Source organism: Mixta hanseatica (genome assembly GCF_023517775.1).
Classification (GTDB): Bacteria; Pseudomonadota; Gammaproteobacteria; order Enterobacterales; family Enterobacteriaceae; genus Mixta; species Mixta hanseatica.
Map to the genome: position 1 here is coordinate 2,616,113 of NZ_CP082904.1, position 25,389 is coordinate 2,641,501.

The 25,389-nt window shown below is 54.6% G+C and carries 22 protein-coding genes, 2 tRNA genes and 5 pseudogenes; 16 read left to right on the top strand and 13 right to left on the bottom strand.

The window, feature by feature from the left end; translation table 11 throughout:
- Positions 1-34 precede the first annotated feature (34 nt).
- Positions 35-1,621, top strand: coding sequence for a methyl-accepting chemotaxis protein (locus K6958_RS12620; protein ID WP_249891429.1), 1,587 nt, complete (start codon positions 35-37; stop codon positions 1,619-1,621).
- On the opposite strand, the gene K6958_RS12625 is transcribed toward K6958_RS12620, so the two are convergent.
- Positions 1,622-1,900 (bottom strand): hypothetical protein, encoded by a 279-nt coding sequence (locus tag K6958_RS12625; protein ID WP_249891430.1) that lies wholly within the window; start codon positions 1,898-1,900, stop codon positions 1,622-1,624.
- Between the two features lie 69 nt (positions 1,901-1,969).
- Positions 1,970-2,674 carry a phosphohydrolase gene (locus tag K6958_RS12630; RefSeq protein ID WP_249894679.1) on the bottom strand — a complete coding sequence of 235 codons (705 nt, stop codon included), beginning with the start codon at positions 2,672-2,674 and terminating at the stop codon, positions 1,970-1,972.
- Positions 2,675-3,311: 637 nt separating this feature from the next.
- Between K6958_RS12630 and K6958_RS12635 the strand changes: the two genes are divergently transcribed.
- The 3 genes from K6958_RS12635 (at position 3,312) to K6958_RS12645 (ending at position 5,038) form a co-directional block, all read left to right on the top strand.
- Positions 3,312-3,974: an ASCH domain-containing protein gene (locus tag K6958_RS12635; protein ID WP_249891431.1), complete on the top strand. Its 663-nt coding sequence runs from the start codon at positions 3,312-3,314 to the stop codon at positions 3,972-3,974.
- A 108-nt stretch (positions 3,975-4,082) separates the two neighbouring features.
- Positions 4,083-4,850 (top strand): DgsA anti-repressor MtfA, encoded by a 768-nt coding sequence (gene mtfA / locus K6958_RS12640; protein ID WP_249891432.1) that lies wholly within the window; start codon positions 4,083-4,085, stop codon positions 4,848-4,850.
- Between the two features lie 112 nt (positions 4,851-4,962).
- A tRNA-Asn gene (locus K6958_RS12645) sits at positions 4,963-5,038 on the top strand.
- Positions 5,039-5,247: 209 nt separating this feature from the next.
- Here the strand turns inward: K6958_RS12645 and K6958_RS12650 are convergent.
- The 5 genes from K6958_RS12650 to K6958_RS12670 form a co-directional block, all read right to left on the bottom strand.
- Entirely contained in the window at positions 5,248-5,994 is a 747-nt protein-coding gene (locus K6958_RS12650) for an alpha/beta fold hydrolase (protein WP_249891433.1), read from the bottom strand.
- 8 nt (positions 5,995-6,002) lie between these two features.
- A complete protein-coding gene (locus K6958_RS12655) occupies positions 6,003-7,070 on the bottom strand; it encodes a class I mannose-6-phosphate isomerase (protein WP_249891434.1) in 1,068 nt (355 codons plus the stop codon).
- Positions 7,071-7,086: 16 nt separating this feature from the next.
- A complete protein-coding gene (locus K6958_RS12660) occupies positions 7,087-7,944 on the bottom strand; it encodes a glucose 1-dehydrogenase (protein WP_249891435.1) in 858 nt (285 codons plus the stop codon).
- Positions 7,945-8,263: 319 nt separating this feature from the next.
- The gene (locus K6958_RS12665; RefSeq protein ID WP_249891436.1) at positions 8,264-9,538 is read right to left on the bottom strand and encodes an MFS transporter; all 1,275 of its coding nucleotides are present in this window, start codon (positions 9,536-9,538) and stop codon (positions 8,264-8,266) included.
- Positions 9,535-10,956: a M20 family metallopeptidase gene (locus tag K6958_RS12670; RefSeq protein ID WP_249891437.1), complete on the bottom strand. Its 1,422-nt coding sequence runs from the start codon at positions 10,954-10,956 to the stop codon at positions 9,535-9,537. The genes K6958_RS12665 and K6958_RS12670 overlap by 4 nt, the downstream gene beginning before the upstream one ends.
- A 150-nt stretch (positions 10,957-11,106) precedes the next feature.
- Here K6958_RS12670 and K6958_RS12675 point away from each other — a divergent pair, with 150 nt between their 5' ends.
- Entirely contained in the window at positions 11,107-12,009 is a 903-nt protein-coding gene (locus tag K6958_RS12675) for a LysR family transcriptional regulator (protein WP_249891438.1), read from the top strand.
- An 84-nt stretch (positions 12,010-12,093) separates the two neighbouring features.
- Positions 12,094-12,591, top strand: coding sequence for a pyridoxamine 5'-phosphate oxidase family protein (locus K6958_RS12680; protein ID WP_249891439.1), 498 nt, complete (start codon positions 12,094-12,096; stop codon positions 12,589-12,591).
- Positions 12,592-12,658: 67 nt separating this feature from the next.
- Here the strand turns inward: K6958_RS12680 and K6958_RS12685 are convergent, their stop codons facing one another.
- Positions 12,659-14,107, bottom strand: coding sequence for an EmmdR/YeeO family multidrug/toxin efflux MATE transporter (locus K6958_RS12685; protein ID WP_249891440.1), 1,449 nt, complete (start codon positions 14,105-14,107; stop codon positions 12,659-12,661).
- Positions 14,108-14,434: 327 nt separating this feature from the next.
- Here K6958_RS12685 and K6958_RS12690 point away from each other — a divergent pair.
- A tRNA-Asn gene (locus tag K6958_RS12690) sits at positions 14,435-14,510 on the top strand.
- A gap of 259 nt (positions 14,511-14,769) precedes the next feature.
- Here K6958_RS12690 and K6958_RS12695 read toward each other — a convergent pair.
- The 3 genes from K6958_RS12695 to K6958_RS12705 form a co-directional block, all read right to left on the bottom strand.
- Complete coding sequence (locus K6958_RS12695) at positions 14,770-15,102, bottom strand: type II toxin-antitoxin system PemK/MazF family toxin (RefSeq protein WP_249891441.1); 333 nt, start codon at positions 15,100-15,102, stop codon at positions 14,770-14,772.
- On the bottom strand, positions 15,103-15,360 hold the full coding sequence (locus tag K6958_RS12700; protein WP_249891442.1) for an AbrB/MazE/SpoVT family DNA-binding domain-containing protein: 258 nt from the start codon (positions 15,358-15,360) through the stop codon (positions 15,103-15,105). It abuts the gene before it with no gap.
- 347 nt (positions 15,361-15,707) lie between these two features.
- Entirely contained in the window at positions 15,708-15,887 is a 180-nt protein-coding gene (locus K6958_RS12705; protein ID WP_249891443.1) for a helix-turn-helix domain-containing protein, read from the bottom strand.
- 74 nt (positions 15,888-15,961) lie between these two features.
- Here K6958_RS12705 and K6958_RS12710 point away from each other — a divergent pair.
- The 4 genes and pseudogenes from K6958_RS12710 to K6958_RS12725 form a co-directional block, all read left to right on the top strand.
- A pseudogene (locus tag K6958_RS12710) lies at positions 15,962-16,222 on the top strand (IS3 family transposase); the annotation flags it as partial.
- Positions 16,223-16,271: 49 nt separating this feature from the next.
- Positions 16,272-16,703, top strand: a complete 432-nt coding sequence (locus K6958_RS12715) for a DcrB-related protein (protein ID WP_249891444.1) — start codon at positions 16,272-16,274, stop codon at positions 16,701-16,703.
- Positions 16,704-16,734: 31 nt separating this feature from the next.
- Positions 16,735-21,021 carry an RHS repeat-associated core domain-containing protein gene (locus tag K6958_RS12720; protein WP_249891445.1) on the top strand — a complete coding sequence of 1,429 codons (4,287 nt, stop codon included), beginning with the start codon at positions 16,735-16,737 and terminating at the stop codon, positions 21,019-21,021.
- Entirely contained in the window at positions 21,018-21,287 is a 270-nt protein-coding gene (locus tag K6958_RS12725) for a hypothetical protein (protein ID WP_249891446.1), read from the top strand. Before K6958_RS12720 ends, K6958_RS12725 begins: the two co-directional genes overlap by 4 nt.
- 66 nt (positions 21,288-21,353) lie before the next feature.
- Here the strand turns inward: K6958_RS12725 and K6958_RS21255 are convergent, their stop codons facing one another.
- Entirely contained in the window at positions 21,354-21,509 is a 156-nt protein-coding gene (locus tag K6958_RS21255; RefSeq protein ID WP_350355793.1) for a hypothetical protein, read from the bottom strand.
- A gap of 174 nt (positions 21,510-21,683) precedes the next feature.
- Here K6958_RS21255 and K6958_RS12735 point away from each other — a divergent pair, with 174 nt between their 5' ends.
- From K6958_RS12735 to K6958_RS12750, 5 genes and pseudogenes are all read left to right on the top strand, one after another.
- Positions 21,684-21,917, top strand: a complete 234-nt coding sequence (locus tag K6958_RS12735) for an AHH domain-containing protein (RefSeq protein ID WP_249891447.1) — start codon at positions 21,684-21,686, stop codon at positions 21,915-21,917.
- Positions 21,918-22,005: 88 nt separating this feature from the next.
- Positions 22,006-23,125 (top strand): annotated as a pseudogene (locus tag K6958_RS12740) (IS3 family transposase).
- A 27-nt stretch (positions 23,126-23,152) separates the two neighbouring features.
- Positions 23,153-23,263: pseudogene (locus K6958_RS21325) on the top strand (integrase); the annotation flags it as partial.
- A 16-nt stretch (positions 23,264-23,279) separates the two neighbouring features.
- Positions 23,280-23,393: pseudogene (locus K6958_RS12745) on the top strand (integrase catalytic domain-containing protein); the annotation flags it as partial.
- 75 nt (positions 23,394-23,468) lie between these two features.
- The gene (locus tag K6958_RS12750) at positions 23,469-23,762 is read left to right on the top strand and encodes a hypothetical protein (RefSeq protein ID WP_249891448.1); all 294 of its coding nucleotides are present in this window, start codon (positions 23,469-23,471) and stop codon (positions 23,760-23,762) included.
- A gap of 121 nt (positions 23,763-23,883) precedes the next feature.
- On the opposite strand, the pseudogene K6958_RS12755 reads toward K6958_RS12750, so the two are convergent.
- Positions 23,884-25,173 (bottom strand): annotated as a pseudogene (locus K6958_RS12755) (anaerobic sulfatase maturase).
- Between the last annotated feature and the right edge of the window lie 216 nt (positions 25,174-25,389).

The following is a 25,389-nucleotide window of genomic DNA, read 5'->3' on the forward strand; positions in this document are numbered from 1 at the left end:
GCCAATACTCCTTTTTATTTTTATGGAAAGGATCATGTCGCTACTCTCAGTGCTTCCGCTGCGCCTGGTGCGCCCGCTGCGTTTTCGTCTGCCTCATTTTATCTTCAGCCTGAGCGCGGTTTTTTGGATCTTCCTGGCGCTGTTTTGTCTGTTGCAGTGCGCCAGCGTCCTGATTTTAACCCGCTCCGTCAGTCACACCCATACCACCGTCGAAACCGCGCAACAGTTGCATCAACGTCAGGCGCGCCTGGAGAATGCCCGCGTTGCGCTGCTGACCGCCAGCGATAACAGTCACCGTGCCGGCATCTGGTTTATGCAGGATAAAGAGACCGGTTCAGTGGATAGCTGGAAGCCGCTGGCCGCCAGCGCCGTAGAGGCGCTAACCCAGGCGCAGCGCGCCTTTACCCGTTATGGCGCACCGGCAGACAGCCCGCTGGCGCAAAGTTTTAATCAGCTGGCGAGCGGCCTGCAGGAGCAGTTAAAAAGCCTGAGCGATAACAGCATCGACGGCTTTTTTATGGTGCCGATGGAAGCCTTTCAACAGCAGTTTAATGACGCATGGCACACCACTATAGCCGAGGCCGATCGACAGGTCGCCACCACCAATCAGGCCACGCTGCAATCGCTGACCGACAGCCGTAATCTGCTGCTGTTTTTCTCGCTGCTGCTGCTGGCGATGCTGGTAGTAGCGGGAGGTCTGTTGCTGCGTGGCGTACTGCGGCCTCTGACGCAGGCAACCACCGCGCTGAAGCATATTGCCACCGGCAATCTGACGCAGCCTTTGGCGGAGTCCGGGCGGCAGTCTCATGAGATGCAGCGTCTGTGGCTGGCCATGCGACAAATGCAGCAGGGGTTACAGCATATCGTCAGCGAAATTAACGGCATTGCCGATGCGGTGATGCAGAGCGCTGAAGGGATCGTTCAGCACAGCGACACGCTGAATCACAGCAATCAGCAACAAAGCAGCGCGTTCGCCCATATTTCCGCCCGTCTGACGCGTATGGCGGAAGAGGTAGAAAGCAGCAGCCGCTTTACGCAGCACGCCACCCGCCAGGTGCAGCATACCGATACCCTAACGCAGCGCTGCGGTGAGATGGTCAATCAGGTCGATACGCATATGCGTGATATCGTGCTGGCGTCGGGCGAGATTTCCGGCATCGTCAGTCTGCTGGAAGGGCTATCGCTGCAGACGCGCATGCTGGCGCTGAACGCGGCCATTGAATCGGCGCATGCCGGCGTCTATGGCCGCGGCTTTTCCATCGTGGCGAAAGAGATTGGACTACTGTCAAATCAGAGCAGCCATTCAACGCGCGAAATCGATCGGCGCATTCAACATACCCATCAGCATATTTCAACCGGCTCTGAGCGCGTACAGGCGCTGGAGGCGCTCTACGATCAGATTCGTCAGGAGGTTTCCGGCGTTGTGGTGCTGCTGGCGGAGCTGGAACAGAACGCGACGGCGCAAAGCGAGCGCGTCGGTAAGATTGCCGCAGAGATTTCAAAGATGGCGCAGCAGGTAAAGCAGAATGAGGCGCTGTCACAACAAAGCGCCAGCGCCTCGCAGGTATTGATTCAACAGGCGCAGCGTCTCTCTCAAAGCGTGCGCCAGTTCAGCCTGTAGTTATTTCTTCTTTTTACTTTTTTTCAGCAGCGAGCGGATTTGTTTCAGCTCGCTGCTGGTAAGCTGCTGCGCATCATCCTCTTCCTGCTCTGCGGTTTGGCTTTCTATTTCCTGGGTATGCTGGTTATCAATAGCCGGATGCGGCTGAGTCAATAAACTGGCCTGCAAGCGCTGGCTTACTTCCTGGCTCAGCGACAGCTGGTTTTCCAGCGCAAGGGTTTTTAACGCATCTTTTAGGTTCGGATCAATTTTGATCGTTAAGCTAACCGTGTCAGTCATACCATTCCTCCTGGTTGTTTGGGTCAACGTAGCGGAACGGCGATGAATTTAACAGACTGTCACAAAAATTTAATATTCGCTCAGCGCGGGCGTGAAGTCGCGCAGTACCGATTCATCCAAAGAAACCAGATCGCCCTGCAGCTCTGCGCACAGCTTGGCCATATAGGTGACCAAAAAAGCGACATTGTGCTGGGCCAGGCGTTTACCTTCCACGGTCTGCATGGTATCAGGCAGGCGCAGCAATTTCTTTTGGAAGTGATCCAGCGTCCAGCTGGTGTCATCAAGCTGACGATCGCGCCCTAACGGATCCTCGCTGTCAAACAGCGCGCGGCCTAGTGCGCCAGAAGTATAAAATACGCGCGCCAGGCCAATCGCCCCTAATGATTCCAGCCGATCCGCATCCTGAACGATGCGCGCTTCCAGCGTTTCCGGCGTAATGCCTGCGCTAAAGCTGTGTGCCTGAACCGCATGCGCTACCGCATTGTGCAGTTCAACCGGAAAATCCGGAAAATCTTCATTCAGAATCCGGCGGGTTTCCACCGCGGCCTTACTGGAGGCCAGATGCCGCTGCGGATGGTTTTTTGGCAGGTTGACCACGTCGTGAAAATAGCAGGCGGTCATCACCACCAGCGGATCGGCATCCGTACCCTGCATAATGCGCTGCGCGCTTTGCCAGACGCGTCGCAGGTGCGCAATATCATGAGCTTTATCGTCCTGCGGCCAGCTGGCATGCAGCCAGTTTTCAAAGCGGGATTGCCAGAGAGTCAACGACATCATCTTCTCCTTTTTATTATTTGCAGAGAGGCAACATGGCAGGACCGTATGCGGGAGCAGGAGCGCCCTGCTCCCGCTGCGGGTATACCGCTGTTATATGACAGCCTGATGATGCAGACCATCATTGCAATTCATGTAAAACAAATTTTGAAAATGCGATCTATATCAATTTATAGACCCCTCATTACAAAATAACAACACATCTGCAACATAGGTCACGCTTCGCTCGCTAAGAATAAATCTTTAAATATTATAAATATTAATGATTGAGCAATAAATCAGACAACAAGCCTACTGCATGTCCGACCAGCTTGTGCCATATTGAAGCGGTTATGGCTTAAGCCAAACTTATTCACTAAAAGGAACGTTCATTGCTTTACTGAGGGTTAAGAGCCTGTAAAAATATACATTAAATCAATGAGACGCGAATATCTTTCAACCTAACCGGTAAGGTTTTCAGACGATATCTGGTCGCCAGCCCGTTTGCCAGCGAACCGTCCTGTTTCATAAGATGTTCTCATGAATAAATATTGAAATGATTGCCCCTTTTATCATGAGTAATGTTAGGATTTATCCTATTGTCTGTTTTGAGCAGCCATTATCGGGTAGTTAAGAAAAGAAGAAAAACGAGGTAGACATGAAAGAAAGGCCAATTCTGTTCTCTGAACAACGTGTACGCGCTCTGTTGGCTGGCCAGCAAACTCAAACCCGGCGAATCATGAAGTCTCAGCCTTTTGGCCCGGGGCAAGATAATCATGAAGGTTGCTATGTTGTTGATGTAACAGGCAACTATTTGCACGGCAAAAAAATGATGAGCATGGCTAACCTGAGTTATCAATGCCCTTACGGCCAGCCGGGCGATCGGCTGTGGGTACGTGAAACCTGGCGTGGCCCAATCGTGCCGACGGATCAGCTGGAAGCCTACGAACGCTCGCCGGGCAGCTTTCGTCAGGCAAAATATTGCCAGTATCGCGCCGACAGTCGGGATCTGGGCTTGCAGCATGATCAGGAAAGCGAAACCTTTGGCTGGCAGACCGGGATCCATATGCCCCGCTGGGCCAGCCGTCTCGATTTGTTGATTACCCATGTGCGGGCCGAGCGCATCCAGGATATCAGCGATGACGATGTGATGGCGGAAGGCGTGCAAACCGATTCGCACTTTTTAAATCACTTTTTTACTATGAACAGCGAATCGATCGCGCCGAAAGAGGCTTACCGCAAAGCCTGGGAAAAACAGTACGGCGGCACCAGCTGGGAGGTTAACCCCTGGGTCTGGGTGATTGAATTTCGCCGCGTCTGATCCGTCAGGCTGTGACGGTGCGCTGCTTTAGCGCCTTCAGCGGTTGCGTGAAACCTTATGCTGCGGCATGGTACGCCGTGAATAACGTTGCGCAGAGTGAGTATTGCGATGATCAAATGGCCATGGAAAGAAAAGGTCTCTCCGGCGCCTCTTCCCTGGGAACAGGCGTTGGCGGTACCGATCTTTGCTTCGCTACATCCTGATGAGGAGCAGGCGCTGATCCAGCTGGCGCAACGCTTTTTACAGCAGAAACGGCTGGTTCCGCTGGCCGAGCTACCTCTGGATGCGCTGTATAACGCACGCATCGCCCTGCTCTTTTGCCTGCCGGTATTAAAGCTGGGGCTGGAGTGGCTGGATGGCTTTCATGAGGTGTTAATCTATCCAGCGCCTTTTATTGCCGAAGATAGCTGGCAGGATGAAGATGGACTGGTTCACAGCGATCGCAGCGTGCAGTCGGGTCAAAGCTGGCAACAGGGTCCAATTATTCTGAACTGGCTGGATATTCAGGACTCTTTTGATCTGAGCGGTTTTAATCTGATTATTCACGAAGTCGCGCATAAGCTGGATGCGCGCGGCAGCGGTTATACCAACGGCGTACCGCCCATTCCGCTACGTGAGGTCGCCAGTTGGGAACAAGATCTGCACGCGGCGATGGAAGCTATTCAGGATGAGATCGATTTGGTGGGAGAAAGCGCGGCCAGTATTGATGCCTATGCGGCTTCCGATCCGGCTGAATGCTTTGCCGTGCTATCAGAATATTTTTTTAGCGCGCCGGCGCTGCTGGAGCAACGTTTTCCCGCCTTTTATCAGCGGATGACGCATTTTTATCGGCAGGACCCGCTGGCGCGGCTGCAACCTGCCGTGGTCACCGGGTAAAACGGTGTGCCGCCGTAGGAATTGCTGTAAAGCTAGCCAACTGAATAGTAATAGTTTTTTTGCTGTTGACAGCCCGGCAAGCTAACGGTAATATTCGCGCCACTTAACCGATTCCTCTGTAGTTCAGTCGGTAGAACGGCGGACTGTTAATCCGTATGTCACTGGTTCGAGTCCAGTCAGAGGAGCCAAATTTAGAGAAGCCCGCTCAGGGAAACCCGAGCGGGTTTTTTGTTGCCCGTTGCTGAGCAAGGCAGCTTTATCGCCATGAGGTCGATCCCTGGGTTTGGCTCTGCCCAGCCAACTGTTGTGGCTACCAATCCAGAATGTCAGCGTCCTTCTGAGCATTGGCGGTTCAATTCAGGAACGCAGCAGATTAACGATCCCGGCCCGGCGCAACTCAGCTGGCGGCAAAAGCCAGGATACGCGCGGCCAATTCCTGCGGCGTCTGCATTGGCATCAGGTGCCCGGCGCCTGCGATAACGGTCAGCGTTCCCTGCGGCAGATGCGTTTGCATCATTTCCTGCTGCGCATCCACTCCTGGCACGTTTCCATCCTCGCTCCCCAGCACCAGCAGCGCCGGAAGATCGATTCGCCCTATGCGATCGCGCCACTCTTCCCGGCTACCAGAGAGTGGCCACGCATGCCATGCCGCCAGGCTGGCGCTTTGCGCATCGGCAATCGCGACCTCTCGTACCTGTTCGGGCAGCGGTGCGGAACAGGAACCGTCAACAAACGTCTCGGCTTCCTTCCGCGTTCCCTGATAGCTGGCCTGCGTCTGGCGATCCTGTTCACTCATCGGCTGCGGGCCCGGCGGCGACGGTGCCACCAGCACCAGTTTTTCCAGATAATCGGGGCGCTGCGCGGCTAAGGCCAGCGCCACTTTACCAGTCATAGAGTGACCGGCCAGGATAACTTTTTTTAATCCCAGGCTACGGATGGTTTCATCCACCTGACGTACCATGGAAGCCACGTCATAGCCCTTAAGCTCCGCCGCATCGCCAAAGCCGGGCGTGTCCAACGCCACACAATGATAATGGCGATCGAGATAAGGCAAGGCTGGAAACCAGGTTCGATGCGAGCCGCCCAGATAATGCATCAGCACCAGCGTAGTTTCGCCCTGCCCCTGACTACTGTAAGGAAGCATCGTTCCTCCTAACGCATTGTCTGATGAATGTCGCCTAACGCCGCAATCTCCTGCTCGCTGTAACCGGCCTGTTGCAGCGGCTGCAGCACGTCAGCGGCGAGATCCGGCACGTAGCCGATCAGCACTTCGCCGTTATCACGTAATGTGACTTCATCCAGCGCGGCAGGCAGCAGCAGCGATTCGGCGCGTCCTACATTAACGCTGACGCCGTTTGCCTCAACCGTAAACGGCTCGCCCAGATTGGAAAGGATGCGTGCGCTGTTGAAGCTAAAGCGCTGCGGCTGGCTGAACTGCCAGCGTTCCAGGGCAAAATAAGGTCCGGCACAGCAAAAGATCCGGATTAAATCCGCTTCTTTTAACGTCAGCCCAGCCTGTGGCGTGCAACGCAGTTCAGGACGCAGCTCCTGTAACAGCGCATCGATATTTTTCTCCCACTCTTCCTGAGTCAGGCGCGAACCATCCTCCATTTTCCAGGGCATGGCGTGCTGCTGGATATTGGAGGTTTGTTCGATTTCATAAATCAGCGTGTCGGGACCAAAGCTGTGCAGCATGCCGCCTGGCACGTAAAAGGTATCGCCCGCTTTTACCGGCACTCGGTACATCACCGCATCATAATCTTCCGCCAGCAGCGCCGCTTTCAGCTGGGCGTTATCCACACCATCGCGTACGCCCAACAGGCAGGTGGCATCCGGCGCCGCCCAGAGAATATGCCAGGCTTCGGTTTTACCGTTTGGCTGCTGTTCAAGCTGCTGCGCCAGTGGGTCATTAGCGTGCAGGTGAACCGGCAGCATACCGGTTCCATCAATAAATTTGCTCAGCAGCGGGAAATGCGGGCCTCGCCAGCCGGGCGCAACCATCTCATCAGGGTAGCGCTCGGTCAGTTCACGCAGGCTGGTGCCCGCCAGTTCGCCATTGGTTACCGAGGCGATCATGCCGTCTACATCGCTGATTTCCCAGGTTTCCGCTACGCGCGTATCAGGCAGCCCCGCTTTTCCCAGCTGTTGCTTAATACGCTGGCCGCCAAAAATATGCGTGGCCAACGGCGTGGTCAGCTTTAAAGGATAAGCTTTCATCATTCCCCCTTCCGCAAGGTTAGATAACCGCGACGCCACCGGTAACGGCGATGGTTGCGCCAGAGATATAGCTTGCTTCATCGCTGGCGAGCATCACGTAGGTCGGCGCCAGTTCGGCAGGCTGCCCCATACGCTGTAGTGGCACTTCTCCACCGAAACTTTCCACCTGTTCAGGCGGCATCGTTGCCGGGATCAGCGGCGTCCAGATGGGACCCGGCGCCACGGCGTTGGCGCGAATACCTTTATCTGCCAGTAGCGCGGCCAGACTACCGGAGAAGTTAACAATTGCCGCCTTGGTGGCGGAATAGGCCAGCAGCTTCGGCTTCGGCTGATCGGCATTCACCGATGCGGTATTAATAATCGAACCGCCGGAAGGCATATGCGGCACCGCCGCTTTGCAGATGTAAAACATCGCGTAGAGATTGGTTTTCATGGTGCGATCGAATTCTTCATCGCTGATTTCATCCAGCGCGTTGCGCGTCATCTGAAACGCTGCGTTATTCACCACGATATCAATTTTGCCGAAGCGTTCCGCCGCCTGCGCCACAATGCTGCGGCAGTGGTCGGCCTGAGTGATATCGCCGGCAATCAGCAGCGCTTTCTGTCCCGCTTCTTCAACCAGCTTCGCCGTATCTTTCGCGTCATCATGCTCATCCAGATAAGAGATCACCACGTCTGCGCCTTCACGGGCATAGGCGATGGCAACAGCACGGCCAATGCCGGAATCCCCTCCGGTAACGATCGCTGTTTTACCTTGCAGACGGCCAGAGCCTTGATAGCTGGTTTCACCATGATCGGGTTTCGGCTGCATTTGCAGGAAGCTGCCGGGCCAGTTTTGCTGTTGTGCCTGCTGCGGATGTTGTGGACGGTTTGTCATACGTTTTCTCCTTTGATGAAAAGCAACGTTGCCTGATAAAAACAGGCCTTTTTGCCTGCGGAAAATGGCGCTGAATCGTTACCGGTAACCAGCAATAAGTGTAGCAGCCGTCACAAAAACGCAAGGGCTATTCCCCAACGTAACAGTTTGAAGAGAAAACTATTTTATACGTAATAATGTGAAGTGTTCGGTGATAACGGCAGGAATAAAATCAAGAAATAGATGCGGATTACAGGTGAGCATCGTTATGTACAGAACGTTATCACTACCAAATGGGGATGAGCAAAAAGCCCGCGCGGCTACCCGGCGGGCAGATTGATTAGCGCAGATAGGTTCTGCTGCGCCAGAGCGCCGCGCCGCTGAGCAGCGCCATCAGAATCAGATAGTAACCCGGCGCCAGGCTGGATCCGGTCGCCTGAATCAGCAGCGTACAGATCAGCGGCGCAAAGCCGCCAAACAGGGTGACCGCCACGTTATAGCTTACCGCCATGCCACTGGCGCGCGTCGCCGCCGGGAAAAGATCCGCCATGACTGACGGCACCGCTGAAAAGTAGATCGATTTCAGAAAGGCCATCCAGCCCACCAGCAGAATCAGGCTCAGCGGTGAGGTATAACTGACCATAAAATGAAAGGCGGGCCAGAGCGTCAACACCAACAAGAGCAGCGCTCCCCATAACAGCGGCGCACGACCAATTCGTTCGGCCCACAGCCCCATCAGCGGCGTCACCACCGTCAGGATCACCCCCGCCAGCAGCGTAGCGCTGAACGCGACGCTGCCGGAGAGGTGCAGGCTTTTAGTAGCGTAAGTAGGTATATAGTTAAGCATGTAATTGACCGCCGTTGAGATCACCATCAGCCCAATCGCCAACAGCATTAGCTCTTTTTGCTGCCCCAATAAGGTTTTCAGCGGCGCGGATGATTTGGCCTGCGGCGTAAAGCTTGCCGGTTCCGGCACATGCCGCCGAATATAGAGCCCCAGCGGGCCAATCAACAGGCCGAAGGCAAACGGAATACGCCAGCCCCACGCCATCATCTGCGTTTCACTAAGCAACTGCGTCAGACCCAGGCCAAACGCCGACGCCATTAACGTGCTGGCGCCCTGGGTGGCGAATTGCCAACTGGCGATAAAGGCTTTCCGTTCCGGAAAATGCTCTACCAGAAAAGCCGTAGAGCTGCCAAATTCGCCGCCGGCGGAAAAGCCCTGAATCAGACGCGCCACGAGGATCAACAGCGGCGCCGCCAGCCCAATGGTGGCGTAGCCGGGCATCAGGGTTATCATCGCCCCACCCAGCATCATCAGATTGATCGACAACAGTAGCGCCTTTTTACGCCCGTGTCGGTCGGCATAGCTGCCTAATACCAGCGCCCCAAGCGGGCGGATCAAAAACGAAACGCCAAAGCTGCCAAAGGTCAGCAACAACGAAACGGAAGCGTCGCTGGTGGGGAAAAACGCGTGGGCGATATAGCTGGCGAAAAAGCCGTATACCGCAATATCGAACCATTCCAGCGCGTTGCCGATACAGGTGGCAAACAGGGTTTTATGCAGGCTGGGTTTTACCGCTGCGGAATCATGTACTGCGCTCAGGCTGCTCATGATGCTTCCCCCTGCCAGACGCGCCGACGTGCCAGCAAGACATTGCCCTGCTCCCCCAGATCCCAGAACAGCCGCGTCATTATTTGCAGCCCTTCGCGCGCGATAGATTTCAGCATATGCTCATTCACCCCATGCTGGCCGCAGGCGGGATAAGAGTGCGGCACCCACAGCGTAGGCAGACCAAGAATGTCGGAGAATACCTCATTCGGCAGCGAACCGCCGAGGTTGGGCAACAGCGCAGGCTTTTTGCCGCTGCTCTGCGCCAGGATGCCCAGCGCCCAGTCAACCAGCGGATCGCATGGATCGAGCCGTGTCGCGGGCGATCCGCGCATAAAGCTCACCTCTACGTTGTTGAAGCCGTGCTGCTGAAGGTGCGCCTGTATATGCGTAACCAGATTTTCCCAGTCTGTGCCGACTACAAAGCGCAGCTGGCAAACGGCGGTGGCGGAGCCGGGAATGGCATTCATCGGCCGTGCCGGATTGCCGGTCAGCATCGACAACACCTCCAGCGTATTCCAGCCATACAGCCGCTCGGTCGGCGTTAATCCTTCTTCTCCCCAGCCGGCGTCGATTGTCGGATCGCCTGGCATGCCGCCCACCTCAATATCACTGAGTATCTGGCGTACGCTGTCAGTCAGCGAATCGGGCCTGAGCGCCGCAACGCGCAGTTGCCCTTGCTGATTGACCAGACAGGCGATAGCGTTAGCCAGCTGGGTTCCGGGATTGCTTAACAGACCGCCCCAGTTGCCGGAGTGATAGGCGTTATCACGCGCATGGATGGTAAGACGAAAATTAACGCAGCCGCGCGATCCTAAAAACAACGTCGGCCGTTCCGCATTCAGACGCGGGCCGTCAGAGGCGATAAAAAGATCGGCGCTGAGCAGCTCCGCCTGCTGCTGACAAATCTCCGCCAGCCCTGGCGAGCTGATCTCTTCGCCCATCTCAAAGAGGATTTTACAGTTAAAGCCCAGCCGGCCGCCGCGGGCATGGAACACCTGCTCCAGCGCCGCCAGGTTGATACAGTGTTGCCCTTTATTATCGGCGCTGCCGCGTCCGTACCAGCGGTCGCCCTCCTCCTGCAGCTGCCAGGGCGAGAGCCCTTCGCGCCAGTTTTCATCGTCGCCGAAGACCACATCGCCATGCCCGTAGCAGAGCAGCGTTGGCAATGCGTCATTCTCAATGCGCGTCGCGATCAGGAAAGGACGATGCGCTGCAACCGGATTATCCAGCCGGTGCAGGCTAAAACCCAGCGCGGTCAGCTGGGGCGCGATCTCCGCATCCAGATAGTGAGCCAACAGTGCGTCGCGATCGTCGCGCTGGCTTTCCGTCATTAGCGCGACCCGGCGCGCCAACAGCCGTTGAAATTGTCCGCTGTCAAAATAATCGGTCGCGTTTGCCACTGCCTGTTCTGCCGTCATGTTTGCCTGCCATTGTTATTGGTTTTGTCGTTTTCTTTCGACTTTACCTTTTTCAGGTTTTGCCAAAATTATCAATTTTTAACGCTCGGTTTGCTTTTAAAGCAACGCTATACTGCCCAAAAAAGAGGCACATACTATAAGGATGCCAGCATGCTCAGCAGTGAAATACGTTATTTTCTGGCGGTGGCGGCCGCAGGTTCGCTCAGCGCTGCCAGTGAACAGCTGTTTGTCGCCACTTCCGCTATCAGCAGGCAGATCCAGCGGCTGGAAGCGCAGGTGGGCGCGCCGCTGTTCCGACGCCACGCGCGCGGCATGGTCTTAACCGAAGCGGGCGAGATCTTTGCGCGCCACGTACGTAAAAGCCTGCTGGATATGGAGTATGCGGTAGCGGAGATCAAAGGGTTAAAGGCGGTGCGCCGCGCCCATATTCGCATCGCCTGCACCGACGGACTGGCCTTCAGTCTGCTGCCCCGCCTGTTAGCCGACTTTCGCGCAGCTAATCCGGCGGTGCATTTTTCGCTAAAAGTGACCAGCAGTCAGAGCGTGGCTGAACAGGTACGCGCCGGTGAATGCGATCTGGCGTTGCAGTTTAGCCTGCATCCGGAGCGTGATGTGGAAGTCATCGCCTCATGGCCGGCGCCGGTGCTGCTGGTGATGCACCAGACACACCCGCTGGCCAGCAGGCCGATCAATCTGGCCGAGCTGGGCACCTGGCCGCTGGCGCTGCCGGAACTGAACACCACGGTGCGCCAGCTGTTCGATCTCTCCTGCCAGATGAGCGGCAGCATCATTGAACCGGTGTTGACCTGCGATAATTTTTCCGCGCTGTATCATTTTTTGCGTCACACGTCGCAGGCAATCACCCTGTGCAGCCATTTTACCCTGCTCTACGGCGCTGAAGCCGACGGGCTGATCATGAAATCCACCGGCGTTGATCAGCTCAGCCAGCGCACGCTACAGCTGCAAACGGTGGCGGGCAGACCACGCAGCGCCGCCCTGAATCTGTTTCTTTCCTTTTTAACCCAACAGTTGGAAAGCGTAAGCGCCCGCTGATCCGGGCAAAGGAAAGCGCGCCGCGCGCCTTCATCGCTACCGTCTATACTGTGGGTTACGTTGCAAAACCCTAACGGAGGCATCATGGAAAGTGAAAGCGAGGTTTACACCCGTCCAGAACCGATTGTGGAATTACCCGAAGCGGTATTTAACCGGCTGCGCGGCGAGATCAAGCCGCAGACGGTGAACGAGGCTGTGCGTCTCTCTACTGTTGATGCCGATGGCTGGCCGCATGCCGCTCAGCTTAGCCTGGGCGAAGTTTTTGCTATAGATCGCCAGACATTGCGCGTGGCGCTGTGGCCCGATTCTCATACTACTGAGAATCTGCGGCGCGATGGTCGTCTTTCAGTGGCGCTGGCCTATGATAAAGGCATTATCGAGATGCGCGGACGCGCGATTCAGATAGCGGAAAATGAGACCGACCTGAATCTGGCGGTATTTGAGATCGATATTGGCAATATTATGGTGCATCGCTCCGACTATGCCGAGGTAGCGACCGGCGTTACCTTTAAAATTCACGATCCGGAAAAAGTCGAGGCGCGCTGGAATGCACAGCGCCATATGCTGTCGTCGCTGGAGTAATCCGTTTACTCTTCATATGTTACAAGCCCCGCAGCGCGGGGCTTTTTTCCGGCCCCTGACCGCTACGCTATTTTTTGCTTAACATCGGCTTTTGATCGGAAAGCGGACGATATTTTTGCAGCCATTTACCGCTAATCAACCGGCGCCAGAAGAAGATACCGCGCACCAGCCAGTCAAGGAACATCCCCAGCCAGACGCCCACTACCCCCATTCCCAGCACAATGCCTAACAGATAGCCGGCAACCACGCGCGCGCCCCACATGCTGAGCATGGAAACATACATGGTATAACGCGCATCGCGTGCGCCTTTCAGCCCGGCAGGCAACACCCAGGAGGCGGCCCAGATCGGCATACAGGCGGCATTCAGCCATACCAGATGTTTCACCACTTCAATGACGTCCGCCTCGTGGGTATAGAAGCGCGCCAGCAGCCCGGCAAACGGCACCGAAAGGGAAGCCAGCACGCACAGGCCAAAAGTGGCCAGCCAGAAAATATGCTTCAGCTGACGTGTCGCCTGACCAATTTGATTTTTACCCAATCGCGTGCCGACAATGATTGTCGAGGCAGAGCCCAGCGCGTTACCCGGCAGGTTAATCAGCGAAGCGATAGAGAAGGCGATAAAATTACCGGCGATTTCGCTGGTGCCCATCCCAGCCACAAACACCTGCGTCAACAACTTACCGCCGTTAAACAATACCGATTCAATACTGGCTGGCACGCCAATACCCAATACTTCCATCAGGATCTTACTGTTCCAGCGACTGAAATAGCTGCGCAGCGGAATGCGTAATGCCGGATTAAAGCCCACCATCAGCACCACAATCACGCCAATGGCGCCGATATAGCGCGTAATAGTCAGTCCCAGACCAGCGCCGATAAAGCCCAGCCCCTCCCAGGAGAAGCAGCCATAAATCAACATACCGCTGATGACGATATTCAGGATATTCATCCCGCCGTTGATCAGCATCGGGATTTTAGTATTACCCGCCCCGCGCAGCGCGCCGCTGCCGATCAGCGTAATGGCCGCTGCCGGGTAGCTCCATGCGGACATCTGTAGATAACTCAGCGCCAGCGCTTTTACTTCCGGCGAGGCGCTGCCCGCAATGCCGTCAATAATCACATGGCCATAGAATTCAATAATGCCCACCAGTATCAGCGCCATGACCGTCATCAGCGCCAGCGATTGCCGGGTAGCCGCGCGGGCGCGCTCGCCGTCACGCTTGCCGAGGCTGAATGCCACTACTACCGTGGTTCCCAGATCGACCGCCGCGAAAAAGGAGATCACCACCATATTAAAGCTGTCGGCCAGCCCAACGCCCGCCATCGCCTCTTTCCCCAGCCAGCTGACGAGAAAGGTGCTCAGCACGCCCATCAGCAGTACGCAGAGGTTTTCAATAAAAATCGGTACCGCCAGCGGCGTAATTTCACGCCAGAACAGCACCCGATAAGAACGCCGTTTGGGATACCACGCCGTGCCCTCAATGGCGCGTCGCAGTTTGACGAGTAAAGTTTGCAAGGTCGACCCGATGACTTAATAAAGGTGAGAATAATGATGATGGGCAATGGTTAGCAATTATGCAAAATCTTTCCGGTACGGTTTAACGCTTTATTACAACTTCGTTTTTTCGCCGTCGCCGCCTCTGCCCGCTCTTTTTGCCTCTGCATAATACGCCAAATATTGCCGCAGGCCAGCGCCTCGACCGTTGGAAAAAGCGCCAAAAGCGCCAGACTTTGCTGATTATTGCAGCAAACTGTTTATGCTTTCCGCAAACGGTATTGCAGGATGAAAAAAGGGTTTTGACACCCGGCGGAAAATCAGTAATATGCGCCCCGTTCACACGATTCCTCTGTAGTTCAGTCGGTAGAACGGCGGACTGTTAATCCGTATGTCACTGGTTCGAGTCCAGTCAGAGGAGCCAGATTTAGAGAAGCCCGCTCAGGGAAACCTGAGCGGGCTTTTTGCTGTTGTAATTCTATCAATCACATCAAAAACATCGGCTCAGAATGGTTTGCCAGCTGACCATCACTTCATTCACGATAGCATCAGAAACAGGTCCCAGACGCTTGCTGCTCAAGGCTTCCATCTCAACGGTTCTGGGCTGCTAACGATGCCTGAGCGCCGGGGCGATCAAAAAACAGCGCAGCGAAAGCGCTACCATCGGTTTAACATAGAAAGCATCAGCTCAGAATGGCTTCCAGTCGGGCCAGCACTTCATTCACGACAGCGTCGGGTATACGTTCCAGTCGCTTACCGTTCCGGGCTCCCATATCAATGGTTCTGGGCTGATCGCAACGAATAACGCCTGTTGTTTTTGTTCCTGCGTCGTCCAGTGAGACGGTAAAACCAGCTGCGCGGGCAAAGTTTCCGCCATTGGTGACGGGAACAACAACGGGTAGTCGGGTCAGCTTGTTAAACGATGCCTTTGATACGATAAGTACCGGACGTTTTCCGCTTTGCTCGTGGCCGGCAATCGGATCCAGTGAAACGAGCCAGATTTCCCCTCTGTCCATTTACAGGATCTCCTTGCCCACCGCAGGCGCATTAATCCATTCCCGATCCTCTTCGCTCATTTCGGCGTGCGGATCGCACTGCGCCAGCAGTTCCTCAAGCGAATAGCGGGGCCGTTTCTGGGGTTCAATAATCAGGCAGCCATTATCAATGGTCATACCCACTTCGCTGTCCGTCGACAGCTCCAGCGTTTTCAACACGGCGGGAGGAACCGCCAGCATGATGGATCCGCCGACCTTTTTCAGGCGAGTTGTATACATAGAGCACCTCCGAATATTATATTTTAATATAACATCAACGGCAGGCAGTGCACAATTATCCATCAAATTCATTGTGATTTCCTTAGCGTAATAACGCGTGAAGAAAGCCTTAATCCATCGGAGGACAGATCCGGCAGTTTTCAAAGGCGGCATTGCCAGTAAAACAGCGACCATACTGATACATCAGGCGCTCCCTTCAGGTCATGAAGCATTTCGTGCAGGTGGGAGCTTGGTTCGTGACAAAGAAGCCGATAATAGAAAACTTTTCTTACGGTTCAAAGGATTATGACAAATCAGATAAACGAAATGCGGCGCAGCTTCCGGATCCGGGCTGCGCCGGAGGAACATCAGCGATAGCGTGAAGGCCAGATTTGCTCAGGCGCAACGCCCAGCGCTTCAGCAATCAGCCTTTCGCCTTTGGGCCAGCGCGGGGCTTTCATTTCCGCAGCGAAATAGTTGATCAGTTCATACAGCAGGCAGCTAAGGTGTTTCTCTATTTCAGAGTAAAAACCTTGCCCTGCCAGCATCTGCGTCAGGGCGAGGCAGTAGCGACAGAGCTCTGTGCATTCAGGCTCGAAACGGGGGGAATTTGCGGCGGGCTGACCTGAGACTGGCAGGACAGATTAAACAGTTCTGGCTGGAATCGGGATGTGTCTGTGGTTATCGCAAGATCCATCTCGACCTGCGAGATAGCGGGCAACAATGTGGGATTAACCGGGTCTGCCGGCTGATGAAGCGTGCCGGGATAAAGGCTCAGGTCGGATACCGGAGCCCGCGGGCACGTAAAGGCGAGGCCAGTATCGTGTCGCCCAACAGGCTCCAGCGACAGTTCAATCCGGATGAGCGTTGGGTAGCCAGTGTGTATCCCCTGTGGCAAACTTACGTTTTTTCAGGCACAGGGAATCTGCTCAATGTCCGAAAACCACGCCACCTGTCTGTTCACCGAAGGTCAGGTAACGCTTCCTGACCGGTATCAGGACCGCACAGTTAATGTCTTTACCCTTTCCGGCGAGAACGCCCCCGCATTTAACATTTCACGAGACACCCTCACTGATGGAGAGGCGCTGCAAGACTATATTGACCGCCAGTTAGCGCTCATGGATAAGCATCTTAAAGGATGGAAACTGTCTCTGCGCGAAGCCGCCGCGCTGGGGCAAGATACTGTACAGGGTGAATGTATTCATGCCAGTTACCTTCGTGATAACCAGCGGATTTTTCAGCAGCAGGCCGTCTTTAATACAGCGGCTAAGCATATTCTGGTGTTCACTATGACCCGTACGGGAAAAATCAGGGATACGGACAGCCAGTGCTTTCAGGCACTCCTCGCCAGCTTTCGGTTTTAGGTTTAACACTTAACAATCAAGGAACGTTGTTATGTTTGAAGCAGCACGCGTGGGGGATGACATCGGCCACTCCCATGGTCTGGCAGGGATGATTGCCGGAACGCTTGTCGGTGGACTGATTACGGCGGCGGGTGGTATCGCCGCAGGTGCGCTTATGGTGGTCGGTATCGGTGCGTCCTGTCTGGGGATTGGCGTGCTTCTGGTCGGGGCCAGCCTGGCGGTGGGTTATCTGACAGGCGAACTGGCAACGAAGGCCAGGGACAGCATGGCGGATGCCGGGGCCGCCAGTATGGAGAAGGAAGGCGTTATCGCCACCGGCTCGCATAACGTATTCATTAATGGCAGACCTGCCGCCATTGCCACTAACAGCATGGTGGAATGCACCAGGGACGGTGGCTCCCAGCAGATGACCGAAGGCTCCTCACGTGTCTTTATTAACGGCATGCCTGCTGCCCGCATCGGTGACCAGACCACCTGTGGCGGAAAGGTCATGACCGGTTCCGCAGATGTGATTATCGGCGGTGAGCCGGAACAGACACTGCCGATACAGTCAGAAGTTCCGGAGTGGCTCTATAAAGCATCTGACCTGACGCTGTTGTTTGCCGGACTGCTCGGTGGAGCGGGCGGCGCCGCAGGCAAAGTCGGTGCGCTGGCTAAGCTGTTCAGTAAAATTCCGGGCATCAACAAACTGGCCCGCGTCGCCTGCCGCGCTGGCGTGCTGATGACCAGTGCCGCCGCCGTGGGGATTATCGCCCGCCCGGTGGATATTGTCAGCGGCCAGAAGTTTCTCTCCGGTGATGATGAGCTGGACTTTGTATTACCGTCCCGTCTGCCGGTTGTCTGGCAGCGTTACTGGCGCAGTGGGAATCCCGGCGACAGCGTGCTGGGCCGTGGCTGGTCACTTTTCTGGGAAACCCGGCTTGAAAAATATCAGGGCGGGCTGGTATGGCGTGCGCCATCGGGAGATTACGTCTCCTTCCCGCCGGTGCCGAAAGGTCAGCGAACCTTCTGTGAACCGGAGAAGCGCTGGCTGGAACACCATCAGGACGACAGCTGGTCAGTGTATGACATCAGCGGCGAGCGCTGGCATTACTCATCTCTGCGGGACAGTTCTCCTGCCCTGCCGCTGCGACTCACCGAGCCCTGCGGTAACGACATTGTATTTGCGTGGAACGATGACAACACGCTGCATTCACTCACCGACAGCGCCGGGCAGCGCGTGGTATGCCGCTACACAACTGTATGCGGACAGGTTCGCCTGACCGGGGCCTGGCTGGATGATGAAGTCTGCCTGGTCCGCTACAACTACGATGATAAGGCCCGGCTGCTCACCGTAACCGGGCGCGGTGAGCAAATTCGCCGCCGTTTCAGCTGGTATGACGACGGGGACGGTACGGATTTACTGCGCAGCCATGAGGACAGCAACGGGCTTCTGAATGAATACCTGTGGCGGAACATTGATGGTCTGCCGCGCGTGGTGGCATACCGCAACAGCGCAGGTGAGCAGCTTAATATTGATTACGATTTTGAAAACGGCACCCGCCGTGCCACCCGCGACGATAGCGTTCAGGCACACTGGCTGGTTGACGACGATGATAATGTTGCACGTTTCACAGATTATGACGGTCGCCAGTCCAGCTTTGTTTACCGCCACGGTGAACTGTGCGACATCATCCTGCCTGACGGAGCCATGCGGCGCAGCCAGTGGGACCGTTATGGTCGTCTGATAACCGAAACCGACCCGGCGGGCCGCACCACCCGCTACCACTGGTTCCGCAGCACAGACCGTATTGCACAGACCCTTTACCCGGACGGAGCAGCGACGCGGGCCACTTACGACCTGAAAGGTCGCCTGTTGTCGGAAACCGATGCGCTGACTCACACCACCACGTACCACTATCCTGATGAAGAAGAAACGCTGCCGGAACGTATTACCGACGCCAGTGGTGGTGACGTGCTGCTGGAATGGAACCGTCAGGGGCTGCTGACGCAACGCACCGACTGCTCCGGCAGCGTGGCCCGCTTTACGTATGACCGCTTCGGTCAGCTCCTGAGCAGTGAAGACGCAGAAGGCAACATCACCCAAAGGGAATGGAACCTTGCAGGCCAGCTCACCGCCGTTATTCGTGCCGATGGCAGTCAGGAAACGCTGCTGTGGAACGAACACGGACAACTCACCGCCTGGCGTGACCCGCTGGAAAGCGACGTGCTCTGGACGTACAACCGTCTGGGGCAACCGCTCAGTCAGACCGGCCGCAACGGTATCATGCGCCGCTTGCACTACGATGCACGAGGCAATTTGCTGCGTCTGGAAAACGGCAACGGCGGTGAGTACCGGTTTACGTATGACCCGACAGGCCGCCCGTTGAGCGAAGTCCGCCCGGACGGCACATCCCGGAAGATGGCATGGAACGAACGGGGGCAGCTCACTTCCCTGCTGGAAAGCGGCAGACCAGACGACGATGGCGGCATCCCACGACGCGCTCAGCAGTTCTGCTATGACAGCAGCGGCCTGCTGACTACCCGAACAACCCGCGATGCTCAGTACCATTACCGGCGTGACAACCGCGGGCAGCTTACCGCTCTGGAGCGCACGCCAACCGCAGCGGGCATGGCGCTGGGTATTGAAGAGGACAAAATTCAGTTTACATTTGACGCGGCAGGAAGCCTGCTCGCTGAACAGGGTGTGAACGGTGAGCTGCATTATGCGTATGACGTTCTGGGTAATCTCACCGCGCTGACCCTGCCCGACGGGCAGCAGATAAGCTGGCTGCACTACGGCTCCGGTCACGTCAGTGCCATCCGCTTCGGTCAGCAAATCATCTCTGAATTTACCCGCGACCGCCTGCACCGGGAGGTTTCACGCACTCAGGGAACCCGTGAACAGACCCGCCAGTATGACAGTCTGGGCAGGCGTACCCGGCAATGCAGTATACGCGGCTTAGCGCCTGACCTGCCGGAACAGGCAATCTTCGAACGCGCCTTCAGCTACACCGGGCGGGGAGAACTGTCTGACGTCAGTGACACACTGCGTGGCAACACGATTTATGGTTATGATGAGGAAGGTCGTCTTCTCAGGCACTACGAATCCCATCCGGGCCACAACACCAGGACGTTCCGCTACGACGCTGCGGATAACCTGCTGCCGGACGATGGCCTGCCTGCCCGGCCACTGACGGATAACCGCCTCACGCACTGGCAGAACCTGTTTATGAAATACGACGGGTGGGGCAACCTGATCAGTCGCCGCAGCGGCCTGTATGAACAGCATTATGAATATGACGCGGAAAACCGGCTGATAACAGCAGAGGGCCATGGCCCGGAAGGCCGCTTCACGGCGCACTACCATTATGATGGCCTCGGACGTCGCATTCGTAAAAACGTCACCACGCAGCGCGGCACCGCTGTAACCCGTTTCCTGTGGCAGGGCTACAGACTGTTGCAGGAACAGCAGCAGAACGGCCAGTGTCAGACATATGTTTACGACCCGAACGAAGCATACAGCCCGCTGGCGCGTGTTGACCATTTGCGTGATGAAAATAGCGGAGAGATGCTCTGGTTCAGCACCGATCTGAACGGTGCACCGCTGGAGGTCACGGACGGATACGGCGAACTGCGCTGGAGCGGACGCTACGGGAGTTTTGGTGAGGTCGCCCGACAGACGGAAGGCTTCTGCCGTCTGGCGCGACAAACCGCCCTGCATCACCAGCCGCTGCGCTACGCCGGGCAGTACGCTGACAGTGAAACCGGCCTGCATTATAATCTGTTCCGGTATTACGATCCGCAGACTGGACGCTTTATAGTGCAGGACCCGATAGGGTTGCTTGGCGGGTTGAACCAGTATGCTTATGCGCCGAATCCGCTGACGTGGATCGACCCGCTTGGGTTGAGTAAATGTTCAAGTAATGGCCGCCCAGATCCTTATCAAGGTGCAAAAGATGCTTCTGCGTATCTACGTTCAATGGGAGTAAGTAGAGCCCAGAGAAAACAAATTATCAATTCCTTCGATTTGGAAACAATATCGGTACAAAAAGCTGGTAATAATCAATTTGGGACTCGATTCCATGATTATGGAAAAACCGCCAGACCAGAAGGACAATATGTTTTTGAAACCTTTACTCCTCAAACGAATAGAGCTGGTCTTGCATTACCGCCTGAATGGAATGGTATGACAGGAATTAAACAATGGCAGATAAAACCTGGTACAAAAATGATTAGAGGTAGAGCTGCACCACAATTTGAGTATGGTTCTCAATACAGTGGCGGAGCAGAACAAATTTTTGCTTTACAGCCTTGGAAATATGGTTCTTTATTATGACTTCTTCTCTCGAATTATCATTAAGTAGCGCGCTAAAAAAAGTCATTGACGCTATTGGTCGGCATGAGCGTAATGAAGCAGCACCACTTTCTATACAGTTATTGGTTCAGGTAAAAAAAGAGCTGGAAGAAATGATTAAGGTGATGAATCCTAATATTTATATGCCGGGATATCCTCGTTTTATTTTAGATTGGCCAGACGCCGATGGGTTGATAGAGGAACTAATTAATGTCTCCTATCAATATGAGAAGATAAGGAAGAAATAAAAATAGCCGGAAGTGATTTTAACGATCCTTCCGGCTTCATTTTATATGTTGCTCTGTCGCAGTTATTTACTGATTCATTATCCCCGCCAGATCCAGTCCGCCGGGAAAGCGGTTAAGCCAGTCGGCGGCGGCACGTTCATCAAACGGTTCCCGGCTTAATCCTTCCAGACAGCGCCACAGCTCCCGAATATCCTGCACGGTGATGACGATGCAGCCCGGCATCACACGCAGCTTGAGCGGCTGCCCGGTGCCGAACCCGGCTTCCTGTAGCCACTTGCCGCTGATATTGATGGCGGGTGTGGAGGTGTCGCCCCTGTTGGGTCGATAGCCGACACGCTGATAGCGCTTATTTTATCTAATTCACGTGATGTCAGAATGCATTGATTAAGAAGAAAAATGAATCGCTTAGGGATTGATATCAATAACGCTGAGAATGGTATTTTCTTACCTACGAGTAATAAGATTAAATTAGCCTCAGAAACTATAATGCCTGCACACTCAAAAATACATACAGAAGTTTATAAACAAGAAACTTTCGATAGGTTAAAAAATGTTACTACTAAGGGTGCATTTATAGATGCGCTTGAAGATATATATATAGAATTTTCAAGGAATTCCTTCCCATTTTAATAGGTAGGTTTTATGATTGACCTGCTCCCCGTTGATTAGTACACCCCGATGTTAGTAATGTCTTCATAAGCCACATGAGGACACCCCTATGAAGAAGCGTTTTTCCGACGAACAGATTATCAGTATTCTCCGCGAGGCCGAAGCCGGGGTTTCTGCCCGTGAGCTCTGCCGCAAGCACGCCATTTCCGACGCCTCCTTTTACACGTGGCGCAAGAAGTATGGCGGTATGGAAGTACCCGAGGTTAAGCGCCTTAAGTCGCCTGAGGAAGAGAACGCCAGACTCAAGAAGCTGCTTGCCGAAGCCATGCTGGATAAGGAGGCACTACAGGTGGCTCTGGGGCGAAAGTACTGACGACAGACCAGAAGCGGGAAGCCGTGATGTTAATGTGTGATGCGACCGGTCTGTCGCAACGTCGTACCTGCGGGCTCACAGGCTTGTCCCTGTCGACCTGCCGCTATGACGCCCGGCGTCCAGCTGCTGATGCTCATTTATCAGGGCGCATCTCTGAGCTGGCACTGGAGCGCAGGCGTTTTGGCTATCGCCGCATCTGGCAGTTACTGCGCCGTGAAGGGTTCCATGTTAATCACAAGCGCGTGTACCGCCTTTATCATCTGAGGGAGCTGGGTGTAAACGCAGACGACGTCGTAAAGGGCTGGCAACAGAACGTCTGCCGCTGCTTCGCCCGGCAGCGCCCAATCTGACCTGGTCGATGGATTTCGTCATGGACGCACTGGCTACAGGTCGCAGGATCAAGTGCCTTACCTGCGTCGATGACTTCACGAAGGAATGCCTGACTGTCATCGTTGCCTTTGGGATTTCAGGCGTGCAGGTCACGCGTATTCTGGACAGCATTGCACTGTTTCGCGGCTATCCGGCGACGATAAGAACTGACCAGGGGCCGGAGTTTACCTGTAGAGCACTTGACCAGTGGGCCTTTGAGCATGGCGTGGAGCTGCGGCTTATTCAGCCCGGCAAGCCGACCCAGAACGGATTTATTGAGAGTTTTAACGGTCGCTTTCGCGATGAATGCCTGAATGAACACTGGTTCAACGACGTCAGTAATGCCAGAAAAATCATCAGTGAATGGCGTCAGGATTATAACGAGTGCCGCCCGCACTCCACGCTGAATTATCAGACGCCGTCTGAATTTGCGGCGGCCTGGCGAAAGGGTAATTCTAATAGTGAAGGATCCGACATTACTAACTGAGCGTTGTATCTAATCCCGGGGGCAGGTCAGTCAGAATATAACTGTGAACGCCCGCATGAATCACTGAACAATATGACACCGGAGGAATACCGACAACACCATTATTTGGCCGGGATCTCAAAAAGTGCCTGGAACTAAAACGGGTCTACTTACACGTGTACTCGACAGGATCGCGGCAAACCGTGGCTATCCGGTCATGCTGCGCATGGATAATGGTCCGGAATTTATCTCTCTGGCGCTGGCTGAATGGGCTGAGAGGCACGCAGTATAAACTAGATCAATCAGTGCAGAAATATATAGATTCTGGACACCTGAGAGAATAAAAAAATCAAAGGAAAATCTTGTGGATAAAGAAGAATTGTTAAAAAAATTGAATAAATTAAGTATCCCAAATGATAGCTATTCTATTGGAAGCATTGAAGACGAATCTCTGTGTATGATCTTCGATGGCTTAACGTGGTGTGTTTTTTATAGTGAGCGAGGACATCGTAAGGAACCCGAATATTTTGCAAGCGAAAATGATGCCTGTCATGCTTTTCTAACACGAATAAAAAATGGTTTTGATTTGTTTAAAATCATCACGAACTCTCAGTCATGCCCAAAAGAGGTGGCAACGAATCTTACATTGAGTAGATAAAAGGAAATGCGGCCTGAAAGCCGCCTTCTTATCTAATGATGCTTTATCTTTAACTTTTTTTGCAGCCTTGCACTTACAGCAGGCTTTTTGCTTTTTGTCTCTCCGGGCGTTTCAGAGCCGGTCAACCGCAGCATCGCTTGTATTTCTTTCCGCTTCCGCACGGACACAGATCGTTGCGCCCTACCGCTTCGGCTGCTTTGGGCGCTTTCTGCGCCAGCCACGGCATGATCGCGGAGGGCGGATAACCTTGAGTCAGCAGCCCGCGCCAGACATTCATATAGCGACTGATATGCTGGAAAAAATGTTGATAGCCCGCGCAAAGGTAGTTATGGCCGGGAAGGCCGGACGGCGATACCGCAAAACGATGTTTCGGACAACCGCCGTGACAGGCAAAGCGATAATCACAGCGCCGGCAGTCCGCGGTTAACCGCTCCCGTTTCGCCTCGCCAAAAACAATGGCCCGCTCGCTGTTATTCAGCGCCTGGATGCTCTGTTGATGAATATTGCCCAGCAGGTGTTCCGGATAGACATAATGGTCACAGTTATAGAGATCGCCATTTGCTTCCAGCGCAAACGCATGACCACAGGTTTCTGCATGCACACACAGCACAGGAGGCTGCCCCATCCAGGCGGCCAGCGCGAGATCAAACATCTGGACATAGACACGATCTACGTCACGGCGAACCCAGAGATCAAAAATCTGATTGAGGAACTCGCCGTACTGCCAGGCGGGCACCGTCCAGGGCGCCAGCATCGCAGCGCTTTCGCCCGGCATCACCAGATTTAACCGGCTGGACGCGTTGGTGCTTATCCGCTCCACCAGCGGGATAAACTGAATATAACGGGAACCCGCCGCCAGCAAAAACTCATACACTTCCCGCGCATGGTCAACGTTATGTTTGCCCACCACCGTTAGGGTATTAAACTCGACCTTGTGCGCCTTTAGCAGCGCCATCGCCGCCATGGTTTGTGCGTGCGTCCCCTTCCCGGCGCGATTGACCCGATACTGGTTATGCAGATGTGCCGGGCCGTCAAGCGACAGGCCAATCAGGAAATTTTGTTCTGCGAAGAAGGCCACCCACGCCTCATTGAGCAGAATCCCGTTGGTTTGCAGTGTATGTGTAATTCTCCTGCCGTTAGCGTATTGCTCACACAGTGCCACCACGCGCTGGAAAAACGGCAATCCCATTAGTGTCGGCTCGCCGCCCTGCCAGGCAAAATTAATCTGCTCGCCACGCTGCGCGGCAATATGCTGGCGGATAAACTGCTCCAGCGTCTCATCCGTCATGCGTCAGTTTCTATTGCGCTCCGGGTAAAGCGCTGCTTTTTCAAGATAGAAGCAGTAGGTGCAATCAATATTGCAGACCGCGCCGCTCGGTTTCGCCATCACGTGACAATCCGCAACTACCATGTCCAATCTCCTTATTATCTGTTACCGCTGTAAAACGGCGCAACGGAATAGCAAAATGGCACCTGTACCGTTTTTCAACGCCAGTAAAAAATAGCCCTGTTATACTTTAACCCTGTATAAACCTTTCCTTTTGATGCGCAGACAATGCCTCAAAAAATTAGATTTTTTTACGCCTTTATTTAACACGACTATTTAATTACAAAATTTCATGCACAA

Coding starts and splice junctions, on each gene's coding strand:
- K6958_RS12620 (WP_249891429.1), top strand. CDS start 35: ATGTCGCTACTCTCAGTGCTTCCGCTGCGCCTGGTGCGCCCGCTGCGT.
- K6958_RS12625 (WP_249891430.1), bottom strand. CDS start 1,900: ATGACTGACACGGTTAGCTTAACGATCAAAATTGATCCGAACCTAAAA.
- K6958_RS12630 (WP_249894679.1), bottom strand. CDS start 2,674: ATGTCGTTGACTCTCTGGCAATCCCGCTTTGAAAACTGGCTGCATGCC.
- K6958_RS12635 (WP_249891431.1), top strand. CDS start 3,312: ATGAAAGAAAGGCCAATTCTGTTCTCTGAACAACGTGTACGCGCTCTG.
- mtfA (WP_249891432.1), top strand. CDS start 4,083: ATGATCAAATGGCCATGGAAAGAAAAGGTCTCTCCGGCGCCTCTTCCC.
- K6958_RS12650 (WP_249891433.1), bottom strand. CDS start 5,994: ATGCTTCCTTACAGTAGTCAGGGGCAGGGCGAAACTACGCTGGTGCTG.
- K6958_RS12655 (WP_249891434.1), bottom strand. CDS start 7,070: ATGATGAAAGCTTATCCTTTAAAGCTGACCACGCCGTTGGCCACGCAT.
- K6958_RS12660 (WP_249891435.1), bottom strand. CDS start 7,944: ATGACAAACCGTCCACAACATCCGCAGCAGGCACAACAGCAAAACTGG.
- K6958_RS12665 (WP_249891436.1), bottom strand. CDS start 9,538: ATGAGCAGCCTGAGCGCAGTACATGATTCCGCAGCGGTAAAACCCAGC.
- K6958_RS12670 (WP_249891437.1), bottom strand. CDS start 10,956: ATGACGGCAGAACAGGCAGTGGCAAACGCGACCGATTATTTTGACAGC.
- K6958_RS12675 (WP_249891438.1), top strand. CDS start 11,107: ATGCTCAGCAGTGAAATACGTTATTTTCTGGCGGTGGCGGCCGCAGGT.
- K6958_RS12680 (WP_249891439.1), top strand. CDS start 12,094: ATGGAAAGTGAAAGCGAGGTTTACACCCGTCCAGAACCGATTGTGGAA.
- K6958_RS12695 (WP_249891441.1), bottom strand. CDS start 15,102: ATGGACAGAGGGGAAATCTGGCTCGTTTCACTGGATCCGATTGCCGGC.
- K6958_RS12700 (WP_249891442.1), bottom strand. CDS start 15,360: ATGTATACAACTCGCCTGAAAAAGGTCGGCGGATCCATCATGCTGGCG.
- K6958_RS12705 (WP_249891443.1), bottom strand. CDS start 15,887: ATGCTGGCAGGGCAAGGTTTTTACTCTGAAATAGAGAAACACCTTAGC.
- K6958_RS12715 (WP_249891444.1), top strand. CDS start 16,272: ATGTCCGAAAACCACGCCACCTGTCTGTTCACCGAAGGTCAGGTAACG.
- K6958_RS12720 (WP_249891445.1), top strand. CDS start 16,735: ATGTTTGAAGCAGCACGCGTGGGGGATGACATCGGCCACTCCCATGGT.
- K6958_RS12725 (WP_249891446.1), top strand. CDS start 21,018: ATGACTTCTTCTCTCGAATTATCATTAAGTAGCGCGCTAAAAAAAGTC.
- K6958_RS21255 (WP_350355793.1), bottom strand. CDS start 21,509: ATGCCGGGCTGCATCGTCATCACCGTGCAGGATATTCGGGAGCTGTGG.
- K6958_RS12735 (WP_249891447.1), top strand. CDS start 21,684: ATGAATCGCTTAGGGATTGATATCAATAACGCTGAGAATGGTATTTTC.